At 41.4% G+C, this 16,472-nt stretch carries 15 protein-coding genes; 2 read left to right on the top strand and 13 right to left on the bottom strand.

Going from position 1 to position 16,472, the window contains the following annotated elements; translation table 11 throughout:
• Window positions 1–51: 51 nt before the first annotated feature.
• On the bottom strand, window positions 52–3,168 hold the full coding sequence (locus NYE63_RS01220) for an MMPL family transporter (protein WP_342603779.1): 3,117 nt from the start codon (window positions 3,166–3,168) through the stop codon (window positions 52–54).
• Complete coding sequence (locus NYE63_RS01215; RefSeq protein WP_342603778.1) at window positions 3,169–3,633, bottom strand: MarR family transcriptional regulator; 465 nt, start codon at window positions 3,631–3,633, stop codon at window positions 3,169–3,171.
• 169 nt (window positions 3,634–3,802) lie between these two features.
• Between NYE63_RS01215 and NYE63_RS01210 the strand changes: the two genes are divergently transcribed.
• Entirely contained in the window at window positions 3,803–4,327 is a 525-nt protein-coding gene (locus tag NYE63_RS01210; RefSeq protein ID WP_342603777.1) for a YtxH domain-containing protein, read from the top strand.
• Window positions 4,328–4,636: 309 nt separating this feature from the next.
• Here the strand turns inward: NYE63_RS01210 and NYE63_RS01205 are convergent, their stop codons facing one another.
• From NYE63_RS01205 to NYE63_RS01155, 11 genes are all read right to left on the bottom strand, one after another.
• Window positions 4,637–5,527, bottom strand: a complete 891-nt coding sequence (locus NYE63_RS01205) for a peptidylprolyl isomerase (protein ID WP_342603776.1) — start codon at window positions 5,525–5,527, stop codon at window positions 4,637–4,639.
• 306 nt (window positions 5,528–5,833) lie between these two features.
• Entirely contained in the window at window positions 5,834–6,907 is a 1,074-nt protein-coding gene (locus tag NYE63_RS01200; RefSeq protein ID WP_342603775.1) for an ABC transporter substrate-binding protein, read from the bottom strand.
• Window positions 6,904–7,707, bottom strand: a complete 804-nt coding sequence (locus NYE63_RS01195) for an ABC transporter permease (RefSeq protein ID WP_034304873.1) — start codon at window positions 7,705–7,707, stop codon at window positions 6,904–6,906. Before NYE63_RS01195 ends, NYE63_RS01200 begins: the two co-directional genes overlap by 4 nt.
• 1 nt (window position 7,708) lies before the next feature.
• Window positions 7,709–8,512 (bottom strand): ABC transporter permease, encoded by an 804-nt coding sequence (locus NYE63_RS01190; RefSeq protein WP_063236153.1) that lies wholly within the window; start codon window positions 8,510–8,512, stop codon window positions 7,709–7,711.
• The gene (locus tag NYE63_RS01185) at window positions 8,502–9,611 is read right to left on the bottom strand and encodes an ABC transporter ATP-binding protein (RefSeq protein WP_230301996.1); all 1,110 of its coding nucleotides are present in this window, start codon (window positions 9,609–9,611) and stop codon (window positions 8,502–8,504) included. The genes NYE63_RS01190 and NYE63_RS01185 overlap by 11 nt, the downstream gene beginning before the upstream one ends.
• 63 nt (window positions 9,612–9,674) lie before the next feature.
• Entirely contained in the window at window positions 9,675–10,217 is a 543-nt protein-coding gene (locus tag NYE63_RS01180) for an XRE family transcriptional regulator (RefSeq protein WP_342603774.1), read from the bottom strand.
• 168 nt (window positions 10,218–10,385) lie between these two features.
• Window positions 10,386–11,771 (bottom strand): protoporphyrinogen oxidase, encoded by a 1,386-nt coding sequence (locus NYE63_RS01175; RefSeq protein WP_342603773.1) that lies wholly within the window; start codon window positions 11,769–11,771, stop codon window positions 10,386–10,388.
• A 185-nt stretch (window positions 11,772–11,956) separates the two neighbouring features.
• Window positions 11,957–12,475 carry a GNAT family N-acetyltransferase gene (locus NYE63_RS01170; RefSeq protein WP_342603772.1) on the bottom strand — a complete coding sequence of 173 codons (519 nt, stop codon included), beginning with the start codon at window positions 12,473–12,475 and terminating at the stop codon, window positions 11,957–11,959.
• 117 nt (window positions 12,476–12,592) lie between these two features.
• Window positions 12,593–14,626 carry a Na+/H+ antiporter gene (locus tag NYE63_RS01165; protein WP_342603771.1) on the bottom strand — a complete coding sequence of 678 codons (2,034 nt, stop codon included), beginning with the start codon at window positions 14,624–14,626 and terminating at the stop codon, window positions 12,593–12,595.
• A gap of 311 nt (window positions 14,627–14,937) precedes the next feature.
• Window positions 14,938–15,828 carry a diacylglycerol kinase family protein gene (locus tag NYE63_RS01160; protein ID WP_342603770.1) on the bottom strand — a complete coding sequence of 297 codons (891 nt, stop codon included), beginning with the start codon at window positions 15,826–15,828 and terminating at the stop codon, window positions 14,938–14,940.
• Window positions 15,829–15,927: 99 nt separating this feature from the next.
• Complete coding sequence (locus tag NYE63_RS01155) at window positions 15,928–16,125, bottom strand: hypothetical protein (protein ID WP_342603769.1); 198 nt, start codon at window positions 16,123–16,125, stop codon at window positions 15,928–15,930.
• 206 nt (window positions 16,126–16,331) lie between these two features.
• On the opposite strand from NYE63_RS01155, the gene yhfH reads away from it, so the two are divergent.
• Window positions 16,332–16,466, top strand: a complete 135-nt coding sequence (yhfH, locus tag NYE63_RS01150; RefSeq protein WP_342603768.1) for a protein YhfH — start codon at window positions 16,332–16,334, stop codon at window positions 16,464–16,466.
• Window positions 16,467–16,472: the final 6 nt, after the last annotated feature.

Here is a 16,472-nt window from a genome sequence, read left to right as displayed (position 1 = left end):
AAAGAAGGCATCCATTTCGGATGCCTTCTTTAATTTAAGAGGTACTCCCTTTTATTCCTTATTTTTTAAAAACGGCCACCAGTTCGCGTTACCAAACGTCGCAACCATCACCGGAATAAACAATGGCAATATGACAAACGCATATAAAGCAAGCCCCACCAATATTAACGTGGCTATTTCCAAGAGCGATAGAACTCCTGCTGGCATCATGGCAGCAAAGGTTCCGCCCAGAATGACAGCCGCCGAGATGATCACCGTTCCCATTTTTCTCATGGACAAGTACATCGCTTCCTTGACCGGTTTATCTTTCCACTCGTTAAAGCGATCCATCAAGAAAATGCTATAGTCTATGCCTAGAGCAATCAAGATGACGAAAGCAAAGAAAGGAACTGCCCAGCCGATGCCGGCATAACCGAGAATATTAACAAAAATCAACTCTGTAATGGCTGCCGCTGTATAATAAGTCAAAACGAGCGACACAATCAAATAGACTGGCATGACCAGAGATCGCAGCATGAAAAAGAGAATGATTGCGATACCCGACAGCATCAAAACGACCGTCCGTGAGAAATCCTCCTCAGACATCGTGCCCAAGTCATGATGTGTACTTGTGATTCCCCCTATCGCCACCTGCGCATTTTCAAGCTTTGTATCTTTCGTTACTCTTTCAACGGTTGCCTCAATCGAATCGATTTGCTCGATTGCTTCATTAGAATATGGATTCGCCTTGAATACCACATCCATGGTCATGATTTTACCATCTTCAGATAAATACGCGTTCAATGCTTCCCCGAATTCTTCGCTTTCGACTACTTCTTTGGGAATGTACATACCTGTTACCGTTTTATCCGTTTTTGCCAATCCTGATAAATAACCCTGTGCAGACGATAGACCATCATGGACTTCATTCAGACCATCCGCACTTTCATTTAACCCATCTGTCAAATCAGTAAGTTGCCCGCCGAGGCTTGAAAAACCATTTAGGAGTTCTTGCTGCCCATTACTTAAGCTAGTAAGGCCTCCTTTAAATCCTGACAGATTATTTATGACTTCACCCTGACCATTGGCCATGGTGCTTAGACCTTTTTGTAAAGTGTCAACACCTGAAATCAATTGGTTCAGGCCCTCCCCAAGAGAAGTTTGACCCTTTACGATCTCTGCCATATTTTGATTCGCCGTATTCAAACCGCCGGACACTGAACCAAGATTCCTATTGAGCTCGGAAAGGCCTGCTGCCATGGGCTCCAAACCACCCTGTGCCCCTTGTACTGTTTGTTTGATCGTTTGATAGGACTCATCCGTCTGTAATTCTGGATGCGTGGCTTCGATTTGCTCAAAGGAAGGATTTAAACCAGAAAGGCTTTGTGATACGCCCGTAAGGTTAGTTTGAATCTCTTTGTATCCGCCTGTGAGCTCACTTAACCCATTAGCTGATTGTTTATACCCTTCGAGGAGCTGTCCGCTTCCGGTGGCGAGCTTCTCCATGTTTGCCTTGACCTCATTCAGTCCGTTTTTTATATCCCCAGTTCCTGAAGACCCATCGCGAATGCCTGCTTCAATGCTTGTTAACGCCTTCTCCACCTGACCTACGCCGCTCTTTAATTCATTGGTCCCGGAAATGAGACCCCCTATTCCGTCCGTCGCTTGCTTCAAGCGCGGTCCTGAATCGGAAAGCTCACTGCCTGCCGTTTTTAATCCATCACTGATTTGTTTAATGCCTTCATTTCCTTCCCCGATTCCCTTTTCCAAAGTTTCGGCTTGGTTGGAGACAAATAAGTCCTTAATGGGTTCACCTGTCGGGCGAGTCATGGATCGAACTACATCGACTTCATCCACCTTGACGACTTCCTGGCTGATTTTTTCAGCAAGTGCGACGTAATCTTCCGAATCCATACGTTCGTCATTTTTTATGACAATCTGTGTTGGCATGGATTGTCCCGGGCCGAATTCATCGGAAATGATATTAAATGCCATGATGGAAGGAACGTCATCACCCGCTTCTTCAAGGGAGTTATAAGAAATCTTCCCATCATACATAAACAAAAAGGGAACACAGACGATTGCAACGATCATTAGCGCCAACAATGGGTGGTTCAAAGAGAAGTTGCCCAAAATTCCCCATAGTTTACTTTCACTATGCGCAAGCTTGCCTTTTGCCGGCCAGAATAGCTTCTTGCCAAGAACCGCCATGAAAAATGGAACGATTGTATAAAGGGCGATCATTAAAATGAAAACCCCTATGGCAACGGCCGCCGCGGATTGATAGAGCTTAAAAGTAGAAAAACCAATTGCCGCAAAGCCAATCATTACGGTCAGCCCACTGTAGAAAACCGTCTTACCGGCGGTTCGGTATGTCTCCACGATGGCTTCAGATAAGGACACCTCTGACGATAGCTCCTCCTTGAAACGACTAAGAAGCAGGATGCAATAATCAGTCCCGATTCCAAATAAAATACCTACCAGGAATATTTGGGTGTAAGACGAAATCGGAAAGTCCCATTTATCCACCAGGAATGCGACGATGGATTGTGAACATAAATAAGTGAAACCGACTGTTACTAACGGAATGATCGGTGTCATCACTGAACGGAAGACTATCAGCAATACAGCCAGAATGAAGACAACCGTGATGCCTTCAGTTTTCTTCAGCCCCTCTTGGGAATTGGTATTAAGATCTTCATCGATCATCCAGCTGCTTGTGTAATAATGCTCGACATCCACTTGTTCCAACTCTTTATAAAGGGCATCGATCACTTCCTTTGCTTCCCGGTCCCCCTTGACCATCGTAATGGATGTCAAAACTGTTGATTCATTCTCCGAGACCAACTGACCTTTTAGCGAGGGCTCTTTAAAATGGGTCATGATCTCTTTGATGCCAAGCTCTGTTTTATTCTTTTCAAGCTTTTGGGTCGCTACCTCAATCTCTTTCAATTCCGAGGAAGACAACTTATTATCACCATGAAATACGAGAGCCACTTGTGACTCATCCTCATCCTGGATCTCTTTCAATAGCTCATTGGCCATCCCAGAGGAATACTCTGCCGGTACATCCAGCTGTCCCTTATTCCGGACAAGGTCCGCCATATTCGGTGCCGTAAACAATAAACCTGCCGTAATTGCAACCCAAGCGATAATGACCAGCCATCTTCCCTTTATGATCCCCCTCATTTATATTCCCTCCCATTTCTCATTCTTCATTTGAATGAAAATTTGTGAAAGCTTCTCATATGTATCAAGGAATTTAACAATCTCTTCATAATCGAATTTCGTCATGATGCTCTCTACCAATTTATGAATCTTATTTTCCGTTTCCTGTAACAATGCTTCCCCCTCTTTGGAAAGCTTCAAGTGAAAGACCCTTCGGTCAACCAGGTCCTGTTCCCGTTCTATCAATCCTTTGCCTTCCAGCCTATTGATGTTGGACGTGACGGCACTCTTATTAATATAAAAGGCATCACTGATTTCCGTCGATGTACACAACCGCTGTTGTTGAATGAATCGTAAAGTATAGTATTGTTCGTTCGTCAGCACATCACAAATCTGATCTTTTATTAAAAGCTCCCCCATCTTATTGACATGGAAGGAAACCTTCATATATCGATCAATCAAGCCAGAAACTTTTTCATTATTCATCGTTGCACCTCCCAAAAAGTAGTTCAGTCATTTAACTATATGTAGATTACTATTGTTTTATTTATTATGTCAATCCCATGACAGTTTATTATTTCCAGTTTAACTTATGGTAAATAAGGGAAAACCCAAAGTAAGCAAACAATCTACTATTCTAAAGGAGGAAATATAAATGACTCAATCAACTATCGAAACTCAAACGAATAGCAAACTTCTAAAAGGAATTCTAATCGGGGGGCTTGTTGGTGGTGCGTTGACCTTGCTTGACTCCAACACAAGAAATAAAGTAAAGCGTTCAGCCGTCCTTTTAAAAGACAACTCCATGAATATGATTGAACAGGTAAAGGAAAATCCCGGCGAAATGAAGGAACAGATGGTATCAGGTGTCAAAGGGGCAACCGAGACAATTAAAGAGGCAATCAATGACGTTGAAACACTATATGAAACCGTCAATGAAGACGTGGTGGGTAAAGTATCCGAAGTAAAGGATATCTCCACTGATGCCCTTGGTACAGCTAAGGACGCAACAAGTGAATTGAAAGACATCAGTTCAAAAGTGGTCGTTGCCGGTAAACAACTAAAAGAAACACCATCACAATCATTGAAATCCGATAATATTAAAGGTGAAAAAGAGAGTGATGAAATCGTTAAAAAATCAGGATTATCCAATCAAAAATCCATTTCATCCAACTTCTAATATATAAAAAAGCTGAGGCATTACGCCTCAGCTTTTTTTATCGCTTGTACAATTGGGATGTTGGTTTCCGCTCCAGGCACTCGCTTTCCGCGGGCGGTCGTGGAGCCTCCTCGGCTTCCGCCTGTGGGGGTCTCCCCTTGACACGCTTTTGCCGCAGGAGTCTCGTACCTTCCTCTCCAATCACCTCTGTTGTAACATTTAGATAGAAGTCTACAAACTGTGGGTCAATTGGTTCGGGAACATCATTTGATGAAAGTTACATTTTCCGGAACCCTTTTGTTTTTTCATATATCACTTCACTTGATAACCTTAGTTAGAACTCTCTAATTTATTCGTTATCTCATGCTCTTTTTTCACTTCAGCTAACCAAACGGGATATTCCTCTTGTAATCTCTCAGAAAGAAGCGTTTCTTTAATTACATCTTTACTGTCTTCTAAATTAGCTTTTTTTGCTTCCTTCTTACCGGTTACTTTTATGATATGGTACCCATAATCGGATTTGACTGGATCACTGACTTTATTTATATCAAGATCAAAGGCAACATCTTCAAACTCTTCCACCATATCACCTTTCCCAAAATACCCTAGGCTTCCACCGTTATCCGCCGTTTCAGTATCAGTGGAATATTCAGCTGCCAATTTAGCGAAATCACCGCCTTCTGCGATTTCCTTCGCAACTTTTTTAGCCGTTTTTTCGTCCTCGACTAAAATATGACTAGCTTCCACTTGTTCAGCTTGAGCAAATGTATCTTTGTTATCTTCAAAATACGTACTGATTTCATCGTCCGTCACGGTTATTCTCGGTTCGACCAGTTTTTTCGTTTGCAGATAAACCACGATGTCCTTTTTTAAGGCTTCCATGGAAGAACCGCTTGCTTCCAATTGCTCTTTTAACGACTTTTCATCACCATAGGACTCTACCATGGTATCGATTTCTTTCTGTATTTCTTCATCCTTAATTTTGATTCCTGCTTTTTCCGCTTCCAATTCAACCAATTTATTCGTAATTAACAGGTCTAACGTATCTGCTCCGTATCCCGCAATAAGTGCGTCATACAGCTCATCCTTATTGATTTTCTCGCCATCGATACTGGCCATTGTCTTATCCGTGGACGAAATCATCGCAAATGCCATGATCCCGGCAATGATTAAAATGCTCCCTGCCCAAATATATGCTTTCGTGCTTCTTAAAAGTTTCATGAATACTCTCCCTTAATTTTTCTATTATGATAGCTTGGAAATATTAATTAATCCTTAAGATTTTACTTCAACCTTCAATATGTACTAACCCCATCATTATACTAACATACTTATATCCCTACAGATATTTTAGAGTATTTCATTCTGCGACCAATTTACATTGAGATTTTTGTTGATCATTTCAAAAAAACGAAGTTATACCGTTATATCGTCTTTTGATATTTAGGTAACTGAGTGCCAAAAACACAGAAACGAAAAAAGCATGGTGTACGGAGGGAATTCCTACACCATGCTTTTTTTATAGTGTTATTTACGATGCATCTTGAATTCAAGGAAGAGTTCGTTGTAATGGGCCAAGTTTTTCTTCCCAAGGTTTTCGTACACTTCCAGTTTCTTTGTCAGTTCCGGTGATGGATAGAAACGTTCATCCTTCACCACTTCTTCAGGCATATATTTCAGTGCTTCTTTATTAGGTGTCGAGTAACTTACATATTCGGCATTCTGTGCCGCAACTTTCGGGTCAAGCATGAAGTTGATGAACTGGTGAGCCGCATCGACATTTTTGGTTGTTTTCGGGATGACCATATTATCAAACCACAAATTGGACCCCTCTTTTGGAACAACGTATTCGAGATCTTCATTTTCAGCCATGATTTCAGAAGCAACTCCCGACCAAACAAGGCCAATCGCCGCTTCCTGGGCTTCCAATAGCATGCGGCTTTCATCTCCTACTATTGCTTTAATATTCGGAGTGAGTGCATCAAGTTTGGATTTTGCCTCTTGAAGGTGTTCTTCATCTATATCATTCAATGAATAATTCAAAGAGTTCAGACCCATGCCCATCACTTCTCTAGCCCCATCCGTCAATAGGATTTCATTTTTTAAATCTTTATCCCATAAATCCGCCCAGGCCGTTATTTCTTTGCCACCGAGCATCTTGGAATTGTAAACAATTCCAACCGTTCCCCAGAAATATGGCACGGAATATTTATTCTCCGGATCGAATGGCAGATCGATGAATCGCTCATCGATATTTTTCAAATTCGGAAGCTTGGAATGATCCAAGGGAACCAACAAGTCTTCTTGCCTCATCTTATCGATCATATACTCAGACGGAATGGCAATATCATAAGTCGTACCGCCCTGTTCGATTTTAGTCATCATTGCCTCATTCGAATCGAACGTCTCATAAATGACCTTTATACCTGTTTCTTCTTCAAAACGTTCGATTAGATCCGTATCGATGTAATCGCCCCAATTATAGATGGTAAGCGTATTGCTGCTCGTAAACCCCTGCGATGAATTCAATCTTGAAATCGCATATAGCAGAAAAGCGGATACGAGGGAAATGATTAAAAACATTTGGACAAGCCTTTTCATCGTTTCCCCCCCATTCCCGTTTGCCTTACACGTTGAGTTATAAAGTAATATACGACAACCAACAGCAGTGTCACGACGAACAGCAGTGTCGATAGTGCATTGATATTCAATGAAATACCACGGCGGGCCAAGGAATAGATTTCCACAGAAAGAGTGGAGAAGCCATTACCGGTCACAAAGAACGTAACCGCAAAATCATCAAGTGAATAAGTCAATGCCATAAAAAAACCAGCAAAGATACCTGGTAAGATGTATGGAAGGATGACCTTTGTCAATACATCCCACCGGCTTGCCCCTAAATCTCGGGCCGCATCAATTAAAGTAGGGCTCATTTCCTGAAGTTTCGGAAGGACCAGCAGAACAACGATCGGGATACTGAAGGCGATATGCGACAACAGTACAGAGTAGAATCCAAGCTTGATCCCGGCCATTGTGAATAAAATCAGGAAGGAAGCACCGATGATCACATCGGGACTGACAATCAATACATTATTCAATGACAATACTGTATTCTTAGCTTTACTGCTCGTAAAGGACCGAATTCCAATCGCCCCTATCACCCCTATGATCGTTGCGATCAGTGCAGATAATAAAGCAATCACAAGTGTATTCAATACAATGATCAACAGCCTTGTATCTTGGAATAGCTCCTTGTACCACTCCATCGTGAACCCTTTAAAGTCATACATCGTTCCACCGCTGTTAAAAGAGTAAAAGACTAAAAAGAAAATCGGTGCATAGAGTATGAGAAAAATCAAAACGAGAAACGCTTTTGATATTGGTGATAATTTATTGCCCAATTTACACACCCTGCTTTCGGTTACCCGTTACAAACATAATCAGGAACATTATAATAATCAAGAATACCGCGATTGTGGAACCCATTCCCCAATCCTGTGTCACAAGGAAGTGCTGCTCGATAGCCGTACCAAGCGTAATCACGCGGTTACCGGCAATCAGTCTTGTAAGCATGAACAATGAAAGTGCCGGGATGAAGACTACCTGGCATCCTGTCTTTACACCATCTAATGTCAATGGAAAAATGACACGGCGGAATGTCATCCATCGGGACGCTCCCAAGTCATTGGCCGCATCCAAAAGGGTTGGATTCATTTTATCAAGCGCATTGAATATCGGTAAGATCATAAACGGGATGAAAATATAAACCGAAACGAATATGAAGCTGAAATCCGTAAAGAGAATCTGCTGCTTTCCGATTCCTACAGCCTCTAGAAAACCATTTGCCACACCATACGTGCCAAAAATACCAATGAAGGCATAAGCCTTCAAAAGTAAATTGATCCAGGAAGGGACGATAATCAGCAAAAGCCACAACTGCTTATGCTTGGTTTTCGTTAACAAATATGCGGTCGGGTAAGCGACTAAAAGGGATATTCCCGTAATCAGGAAAGCATACCAAAATGAGCTTAAAGTCATTTTTAAGTATACTGGCGTAAAGAACTTTTGATAGTTAATCAAAGATAGATTGCCTTCAATGTCAAAGAAGGAATAGTAAAGGATTAACAAAATGGGTGCGATCACGAATAAAGCGATCCATAAGACATAGGGTATGAAGTAAATGTTCCGGGATATTTTATTCTTCATGACTTTCCCCATCATGATACGCTTCCAGACGCTTATCGAATTCTTCTTCAGTTTCACCCAATCGCATGACATGAATCGATTCTGGATCGAAATAAAGACCTATTTCATCTCCTACTGCCACTTTTTTCGTTGATTGGACAAGCCATTCATTTCCATCATGGTCATAACAGCTGATTTCATAATGAACACCGCGAAATAGCTGGGAGTCCACCCGAACTTGGAGTTTTCCGCGATCGACGGAAGTAATCTCTAAATCTTCCGGGCGGATGACAATATCGACAGCTTCATTACTGTTCAATCCTTGGTCGACACATTCGAACTGTCTGCCGACGAATTCCACGCGGTAATCTTCAATCATTTTCCCTTTTACAATATTAGACTCACCGATGAAATCGGCAACGAACCGATTCAGCGGTTCATCATAAATATCCGTAGGGGTCCCACTTTGCTGAATTTTCCCTTTGTTAAGGACAAAAATCTCATCTGACATCGCTAATGCTTCCTCTTGGTCATGAGTGACGAAGATAAACGTGATTCCAAGCCTCTGTTGCAACTCCCGCAATTCATATTGCATTTCTGTACGTAATTTCAAATCGAGGGCAGATAGCGGTTCATCCAGAAGGATGACTTCAGGTTCATTAACAATCGCCCTGGCAATCGCTACCCGTTGCCGCTGACCGCCGGACATTTCCCTGATTTCCCGTTTTTCATAACCCTCCAAGTTAACAAAGCTGAGGGCTTCCTTCACTTTGATTTCCACTTCCGAATTCTTCATTTTTTTGATCCGAAGACCAAATGCTACATTTTCAAACACATTTAAATGCGGAAAAAGTGCATAATCTTGAAATACCGTATTCACTTGCCTTTTATTGGCTGGCACATCATTGATCTTTTTTCCTTCAAAGTAAATATCACCTTTGGAGGCTTCCGTAAACCCGGCAATCAAGCGAAGGATGGTGGTCTTCCCACATCCGGAAGGACCCAAGAGCGTATAGAACTTCCCTCTCTCGATTTCAAAACTAACATTATCGAGAACTACCGTTTCATCATCAAATTGCTTCGTAACCTGATCGAAGCGTATTATATTCCCGTTTGCCATAGCTTCTTCCCTCTCTCCATTACCTTACTCATCAATCTTCAACGATTGCATTTGTTTTGAATACTATAAGTATGATTCCGTCACCACGAGTATTAACTCCGACTGACCTTCAAAATCATTGATGATTTGATGTTCATCTGAAGCATGAAAATAAATCGATTCCCCTGCCTTGACGTAATACGTATGTGTACCAAGCTTTACAATGACTCTTCCGCTTAATACATAACCGAATGTTTCCGACAGGGATGGTTCAAATTGTTTGAACTCCCCTTTTTCCTGGAGAGTCAGTCGAATAGGTTCCATTTCCTTCTCATTCGACTCAGGCACGAGCCACTGGATTTGATACCCGCGTTCTTCATCGATGAAAAATGTTTGTGCTTCTTCTTCATACACCACTTTTTGGACCTGATCCTCTTCATCGAAGAACTGCTTCGGCTTGCAGCCGAGTACTTCTAAAATATTAAAAAGAGTTTCAATTGAAGGGGAACTAAGATCCCTTTCCAACTGTGAAATATATCCTTTGCTTAAATCCGTTCTTTCCCCCAATTCTTCCTGGGTCAATCCTTTTTTCAAGCGAAGGTTCTTTATTTTTTTCCCAATTTGCATCCCATTACCCTCAATCGGTTTACTTATAGTAAACCCACAGTAAATAAAGTTTTATATAAGTAAACTTTCAGTTTAATTTTACGAATATCATTATACAGGAAATGCCGGAAACTTCAAACGGAATTTCCAGTCATGCTAAAAAAGGGCTGCCACCTGGCAGTCCCCCTTTTACAACTTCAGACATATTTCTTGCGCTTTCTTTTCTCCATCAGCAATACAGTCCGGGATTCCGACACCATTATATGAACAGCCCGCAAGTAAAACATTCGGATAATTCTCGGAGATTTTCGCCTCCAGTGATTGAACGATTTGAGGATGTTTAATATGGTAGTTCGGCATATTTTCATGCCAATTCGTTACTTCACTCGTAATTGGAATCCCGGAAATGCTTAGACTGTTCTTGATATCGCGTAAAGCCACCTTGATCAATTCCTGGTTTGTAAGGGACCGTAATCGTTCATAGTCCGGACTTGAGCTTTTATAAAAAAGCCTTACCAAAAGCTGACTGTTTTCAGAAGTATGCTCCCATTTCCGGCTTGTCCAGGTACATGCATTGCAGACCAAATCACTATTATCACCTGCAATGAAACCTGTCCCGTCTTTGGGAAGCATACTGTCAGGGATATCGAATCCAAGATAAACGCTAATCATCGAACTATTGATCAAGCCGTCGAAGTCCTCATCCAACTCCCGATCACCCAATAGTTTCTGGGCAACAGTATGCGGTGTACTCAATACGATAAAGTCCGTTTCCAGAGTTTCACCGTTTGCCAATGAAATGATATACCCCTCATCATTTCTTCCAATTTCATTTACACTGACCCCTTTTAAAATCTCCACCATATCGAGGCTTTCCTCAATTCGTTCCACCAATGCTGATAATCCATTTTTAAACGAAAGGAACTTCTTATTTCCTTTGCTTTGGTATTTCTGCTTATTCTCTGATAGACCGCGTATTATACTTCCATATTCATTTTTATAATCCAGCATCTCTGGCAGCGTTTTGGCAATCGTCAATTCATTTAATTTTCCTGAGTAAACACCCGATAGGACAGGCGATATCTGCTTTTGCACCAATTCCTTACCTAAGAAGCTTTCAAGAAATAAACCGATTGAGTCATTCTTCGTAAACGTCTCATTTTTTGTATAGAAATCCTTTAAGGCGTCAACCTTCCCTTGGGCGGAAACCAGATCACTTTTCGCCAGCGATTCCAGGCTCATCGGTATTCCGAATAGGGCATCTTCGGGGATTCCCTTTAGCATCCCATCTGTATGGATAAATGATTTTCCCGTGGCATTATAGACAACTTGTTCCTCTAGGTTCAATTCCTTAAGAAATGGCTTTATATTTTGTTTTCTGGCGACAATCGAATCGGCACCCGCTTCAATTTTAAAAGGACCGTCGTGCACAGTCCTTATTTTACCGCCTAGTTCCTCATTTCCTTCTATTAATATCAATCGTATGGAGAGACTCCTCGCTTTAACTGTTTTTTGTAAATAATACATGGTTGATAAACCGGTAATGCCTCCACCTACGACTACGACTGTTTTCATTAGGACTACACCTCGATTAACGAATTTTACATTAAGTAAAGTGTACCATAAGGCAGCGGCATTATTAAAAGCGGCCCTTCTAAATCATTGGTTTCATAATGAAGCCTGTAACAAATTGGACAAAAAAAACCCTTCCTCATTCGAAAAGTCCACATGCCATCATATAGAATTTGTTATTTCGTTCCTTATTCCATATCCTTGTTCATCATATCTAATCTATATTCCATTATCTCCATCAACCCGCTTCTGCCTTCCTTCCTAATCCCTGTATCCTGATATCCCAATTTCGCATAAAGCGTTTTTGCAATCACGTTCATGACGTCCACTGCCAGAATGATCGAATCCTTGTTTGGGAAAATCCCTTTTGCGAATTCCGGAAGGATTTGCAAGGCTTTCTTCGCAATCCCTTTACCTTGATGCTTTTGATCAACAAGAAATCCACGGAGTAATATCGCCTTTTTATCGTTGGTGAAAAGGGTGATGTTCTCGCCAATGTGTAAAACGAAAAAGCCAACTGGGATACCCTCAGCCAATATAACGATAGGATGCCTTTCGCAATCTTCCCGGCAATATTTCAGTGACTCTTCGGGCAGAGCAGAAAAAGGGGTTTGTGTATCCGGTAAATAAAACTGGGAAAGCCCGTGAAGATGTTCCGGTAAATAAGGCGTTAAGGTGGTGGTCTCGATTTCCTTGTCCTGTTTCATTAGCACACCCTCTTTCATCAATTATTGGATACATTAATGATTCGATGCCCCGCCCGATATTCCCTTCACAAACCGAAAGGAGCACTGCCGAATATATCGGCAGTGCTCCTTAAGTTATCAATGTGTATTTTCATTGATTGTTAGTGCTTCTCGTAAATTGATTTGCTGGCGAAGTATGTTGGCAACATCACGGGAAATTTGTCGTTTTTCAAACATATCCTGCACCTCATCCCGTTCTGCCTGGATCGCTTTATAGAAAAGCTCTCTTTCATATTCGACCATTTTACTAGGGGTACGGCCTCTATTTTCACGTTTGCATTTTAAAATCAACACTTTATACTCTTCTATGATCATCGAGGATGTCTCATGATTATCAGGTATAATTCCAGCTTGTATCTCTTGGATGGCAGCTTTATACATCCTTATTTTAAGGTCCCTGACCTTTTCCAATCTCTCAAGATTGATTTTTCTTATTTCTCTTTTATTAGGGAAAAATAATTTTAAAACCCTCAGCATACTTCTTCTGAAAAGCGTTACTGACCTAAAAAAACGGAACTTCATTCGATTTGTTACGGCACCTTCCATACGCTGGATGTATTCCTTGCATATATACGCCGTTTCCCGGTCCACTTTTTCATCCTTAATAAGTTTATCCAGGAATCTTTGCTCTGCTTCAAGGGCCTTAAAGCGAAGGACCTTCTCTTCTTCCCTTAATGCAGCCGGTTCTTTCTCCTGTTCAACATAGGACAATTCATTGATCTTGGTACAGTACCTAGAAATGATTGATAAAGCCGCTTCCCGGTTTTCATCTGTCATTTGGGACTCAATCACCCGAATGGCCGCTTGATGGGAGTGAATAGCAGCAGCTTTCGTTTTATCAGCCTGATTGTCCACCACTTCCTCTTCTTCTGACCGTGCCACGATTGGCAGAAATACACTCGCAACAATCAAGGTAAGCAATATGACACCTGCTGCAATGAAGATGATTAACGAACGCTCAGGAAAAGGACTTCCATCTGCTAACACATACGGAATCGAGAACGAACCCGCTAACGTTACAGCTCCCCGAACACCGGAAATGGTAATGATTCCAGCCGCTTTGAAGTCAGGTTTTTGGGCGCCTGCTTTTCTCGTCATCCAACCAATCGACCAGGCAGCCGTAAGCCAAATGAATCGTAAAGCGAAGAGGAAAAGTGTAATGATCACGATATATAGAATCACTTGTCCATTATTGAAGGCTGGATCTTGAAAGATAGTTTTCGCAACGCTTGGGATTTGCAAGCCAAGCAAAACGAATACAAGACCATTCAATACATATAAAATGACGGACCATGTACTCTTTGAAACGACTTGAAGTTCTACAGTTGGTGATATTTCCCGATCTCGTTCAATGGCATGGACGATTCCCCCGGCCACGACCGCTAAAATCCCAGAAAGGTGGAAATGTTCCACAGCGAGGAAAATAATAAAAGGAGTTAGGATTTGGATCAGCATATGCATCGTGACGTCTTCCATCCCTAAACGGCGAAGAAATAAACGAAGCCTGATAATGATGAAAGCAAGTATTGCTCCACCTACAAACCCACCAATTGCAATCCATATGAAACTGAAGGTTGCGTCGACTAAGGAGAAAACACCAGTGACTGTAGCTGCAACGGCAAACTTAAAGGCAACTAAACCTGAGGCATCATTCATTAACCCTTCTCCTTCGAGAAGGTGCATGATGCTCTTTGGTAACTTGACCCGACTCGCCAAAGCGCTTACTGCCACAACATCCGTAGGTGACAAAATGGCCGCTAAAGCGAACGCTGCCGGCAATGGTATCGAAGGGATCATCCAATTAATTAAATAGCCGCCTGCCCAAACCGTTATGAATACCAGGCCTAGTGCAAGCATTAGAATGGGTGCTCTCAACTTCCATAGTGCTGTTCGGGGTACATTTTTGCCATCATTGAATAATAGGGGCGCGATGAATAACAGCAAAAATAGTTCCGTCTCCATCTCAACATGTATACCCAGGGGTAAAAGTGCCAATATGACACCCAGTGCTATTTGTATTAATGGTACAGGTATAAAGGGTATAAAATGGTTAATTACATTAGACACTCCAATCAATATAAGAAGGGCTAATATAACAAGAAAAAACTCCATACAAACATCAAACTTCCTCTCTCATCTATTTTCATAACTATAAGCGTAACATATTTATACCCATTCATTCATGCATTAACTATTCTAACCTAGAATCCTCCTGAATAATGATACCTTTTATAAAAGCAAAGGAGCTTGCGTTGTACGCGATGAACCATCATGAAGATCGAGGTGATTGGATGTTTACAAAATCTACTCCATCAACAAACTTGGGTAACCGCATAAAACAGAAAAAAGCCGATTGGCTAACCATAATCAGCTTTTCCCACATGATGAAAGACAACCCACATAAGAAGTTGGGATTAAAAAACTTATTTAGTTCCCGGGACAAAGAGACGAAGATGTTTGTGCAGTACATTTGCCTGGAAAGGAAGAAGAATGCCTTCATCGCCATCGATATTGACTGCAAGTTCCTCTGATGTGGCTAAATGGAGCTTGGATGTTTTAATATATTCAACTTCATCATGCCCCTTGATCTCCCCCCTGATTAAACTGGGAATGATCTTAACGATGAGAGGAAGAGATAAATCCTTAATAATGAATGTGTGCAGCTTTCCATCATTCACTTCCGCCTCTGGTGCAAGTTGTTCGAAACCGCCGACAGAGTTAGTCATTGTTGCAATTAGTAAATGAGCCTCACCTATCCACTTTCCCTGATCATGTTCAACCGTTAAAGGAAACGGAGTCTTTTTAATGATCGCTTTTGCTCCTTCAATGAAATATGCAAAAGACCCCAGACGGGTTTTTTGTTCAACGGTAACATTATAGGTAGCCTCGGCGATCGCCCCTACTGCCAACACATTCATGAAATAACGATCATTGATCTTCCCTATGTCCGATTCCTTAATATGCATATCCTTTAATATCTCAATGGCTGCATCGGGATTCATGGGTATTCCCAAAGATCTCGCGAAATCATTAATGGTTCCTAGTGGAATGATTCCGAAAATAGGCCGATGTCGCTGCTCGCCCATGCCATTCACTATCTCGTTCACGGTTCCATCCCCACCCATGGAAATGACAGCATCGAACTTTTCTGCACATGCCTCCTTAGCAAAGTCCGTAGCATCCCCCTCTCCTTCCGTTTTACGAACGCATACCTCATCAAAAATTTCACCAAGTGTCGTTTCCGCTTTCGGCAAAATCTTTCCTGCCTTTTCCTTACCTGAAGATGGATTGATGATAATCATCGCTTTCAACATAGGCTACCTCCCATTATTGTACTTCTACTAGCAAGTTACCTCTTTACTGATGTAATAAAACCACAAGGACAACTTTTCTGTAAGCAATTTTCCAGTAACTCACAAATAATCTCTGCCAATTGAATTTTGCTGACCTTTTAGAACAAGCTCTTTTATGTTACATGGACTGTGAAACAGCCATTCATTGATCACAGAACTTTCCTGTTCCCCATCTGTTACATTAATACCTATCTCAATTAATTGAAAATCGTATGTCCCTTTCGCTCCCACTTTGTTTTTCCCTTTTATAAAAAGCACTATTTCTTCAATTTCCTACTTGCCGCGAAGAAAAATACAAAAATAAACAGATGATAAATCCCTTTCCTATAGGGTTTTCAGACTATCCTCGAAATAAATTTTAAATTTTCTGTAAAATACCTATACATTTTCCAAATTCGGGTATATACTGTATTATAACAACAAACAAACACCAAAAACTGTACTATAAAGAGGAGGAGCGAGACATGCAAGCAAATCAATCAGATTTATTAATAATCGATTCATTTAAACATTGCCCGGAATGTGGTGAAACACATGTGGACCTCTCAGATTCCTATCTGATGGAATGCGACCGCTGCCTTTCCAAACGTGAAGAATAAAGCGAC

It is taken from the genome of Peribacillus sp. FSL E2-0159, assembly GCF_038643155.1.
GTDB classification, from domain to species: domain Bacteria; phylum Bacillota; class Bacilli; order Bacillales; family DSM-1321; genus Peribacillus; species Peribacillus simplex.
This window is presented reverse-complemented; position numbering and strand designations above follow the sequence as displayed.

Excerpts from the sequence above, each read along its gene's own strand:
- NYE63_RS01170 (WP_342603772.1), bottom strand. The coding sequence starts at position 12,475 with ATGAAACAGGACAAGGAAATCGAGACCACCACCTTAACGCCTTATTTA.
- NYE63_RS01205 (WP_342603776.1), bottom strand. The coding sequence starts at position 5,527 with ATGAAACTTTTAAGAAGCACGAAAGCATATATTTGGGCAGGGAGCATT.
- NYE63_RS01180 (WP_342603774.1), bottom strand. The coding sequence starts at position 10,217 with ATGCAAATTGGGAAAAAAATAAAGAACCTTCGCTTGAAAAAAGGATTG.
- NYE63_RS01175 (WP_342603773.1), bottom strand. The coding sequence starts at position 11,771 with ATGAAAACAGTCGTAGTCGTAGGTGGAGGCATTACCGGTTTATCAACC.
- NYE63_RS01165 (WP_342603771.1), bottom strand. The coding sequence starts at position 14,626 with ATGGAGTTTTTTCTTGTTATATTAGCCCTTCTTATATTGATTGGAGTG.
- NYE63_RS01190 (WP_063236153.1), bottom strand. The coding sequence starts at position 8,512 with ATGAAGAATAAAATATCCCGGAACATTTACTTCATACCCTATGTCTTA.
- NYE63_RS01185 (WP_230301996.1), bottom strand. The coding sequence starts at position 9,611 with ATGGCAAACGGGAATATAATACGCTTCGATCAGGTTACGAAGCAATTT.
- NYE63_RS01215 (WP_342603778.1), bottom strand. The coding sequence starts at position 3,633 with ATGAATAATGAAAAAGTTTCTGGCTTGATTGATCGATATATGAAGGTT.
- NYE63_RS01220 (WP_342603779.1), bottom strand. The coding sequence starts at position 3,168 with ATGAGGGGGATCATAAAGGGAAGATGGCTGGTCATTATCGCTTGGGTT.
- NYE63_RS01160 (WP_342603770.1), bottom strand. The coding sequence starts at position 15,828 with ATGTTGAAAGCGATGATTATCATCAATCCATCTTCAGGTAAGGAAAAG.
- yhfH (WP_342603768.1), top strand. The coding sequence starts at position 16,332 with ATGCAAGCAAATCAATCAGATTTATTAATAATCGATTCATTTAAACAT.
- NYE63_RS01200 (WP_342603775.1), bottom strand. The coding sequence starts at position 6,907 with ATGAAAAGGCTTGTCCAAATGTTTTTAATCATTTCCCTCGTATCCGCT.
- NYE63_RS01210 (WP_342603777.1), top strand. The coding sequence starts at position 3,803 with ATGACTCAATCAACTATCGAAACTCAAACGAATAGCAAACTTCTAAAA.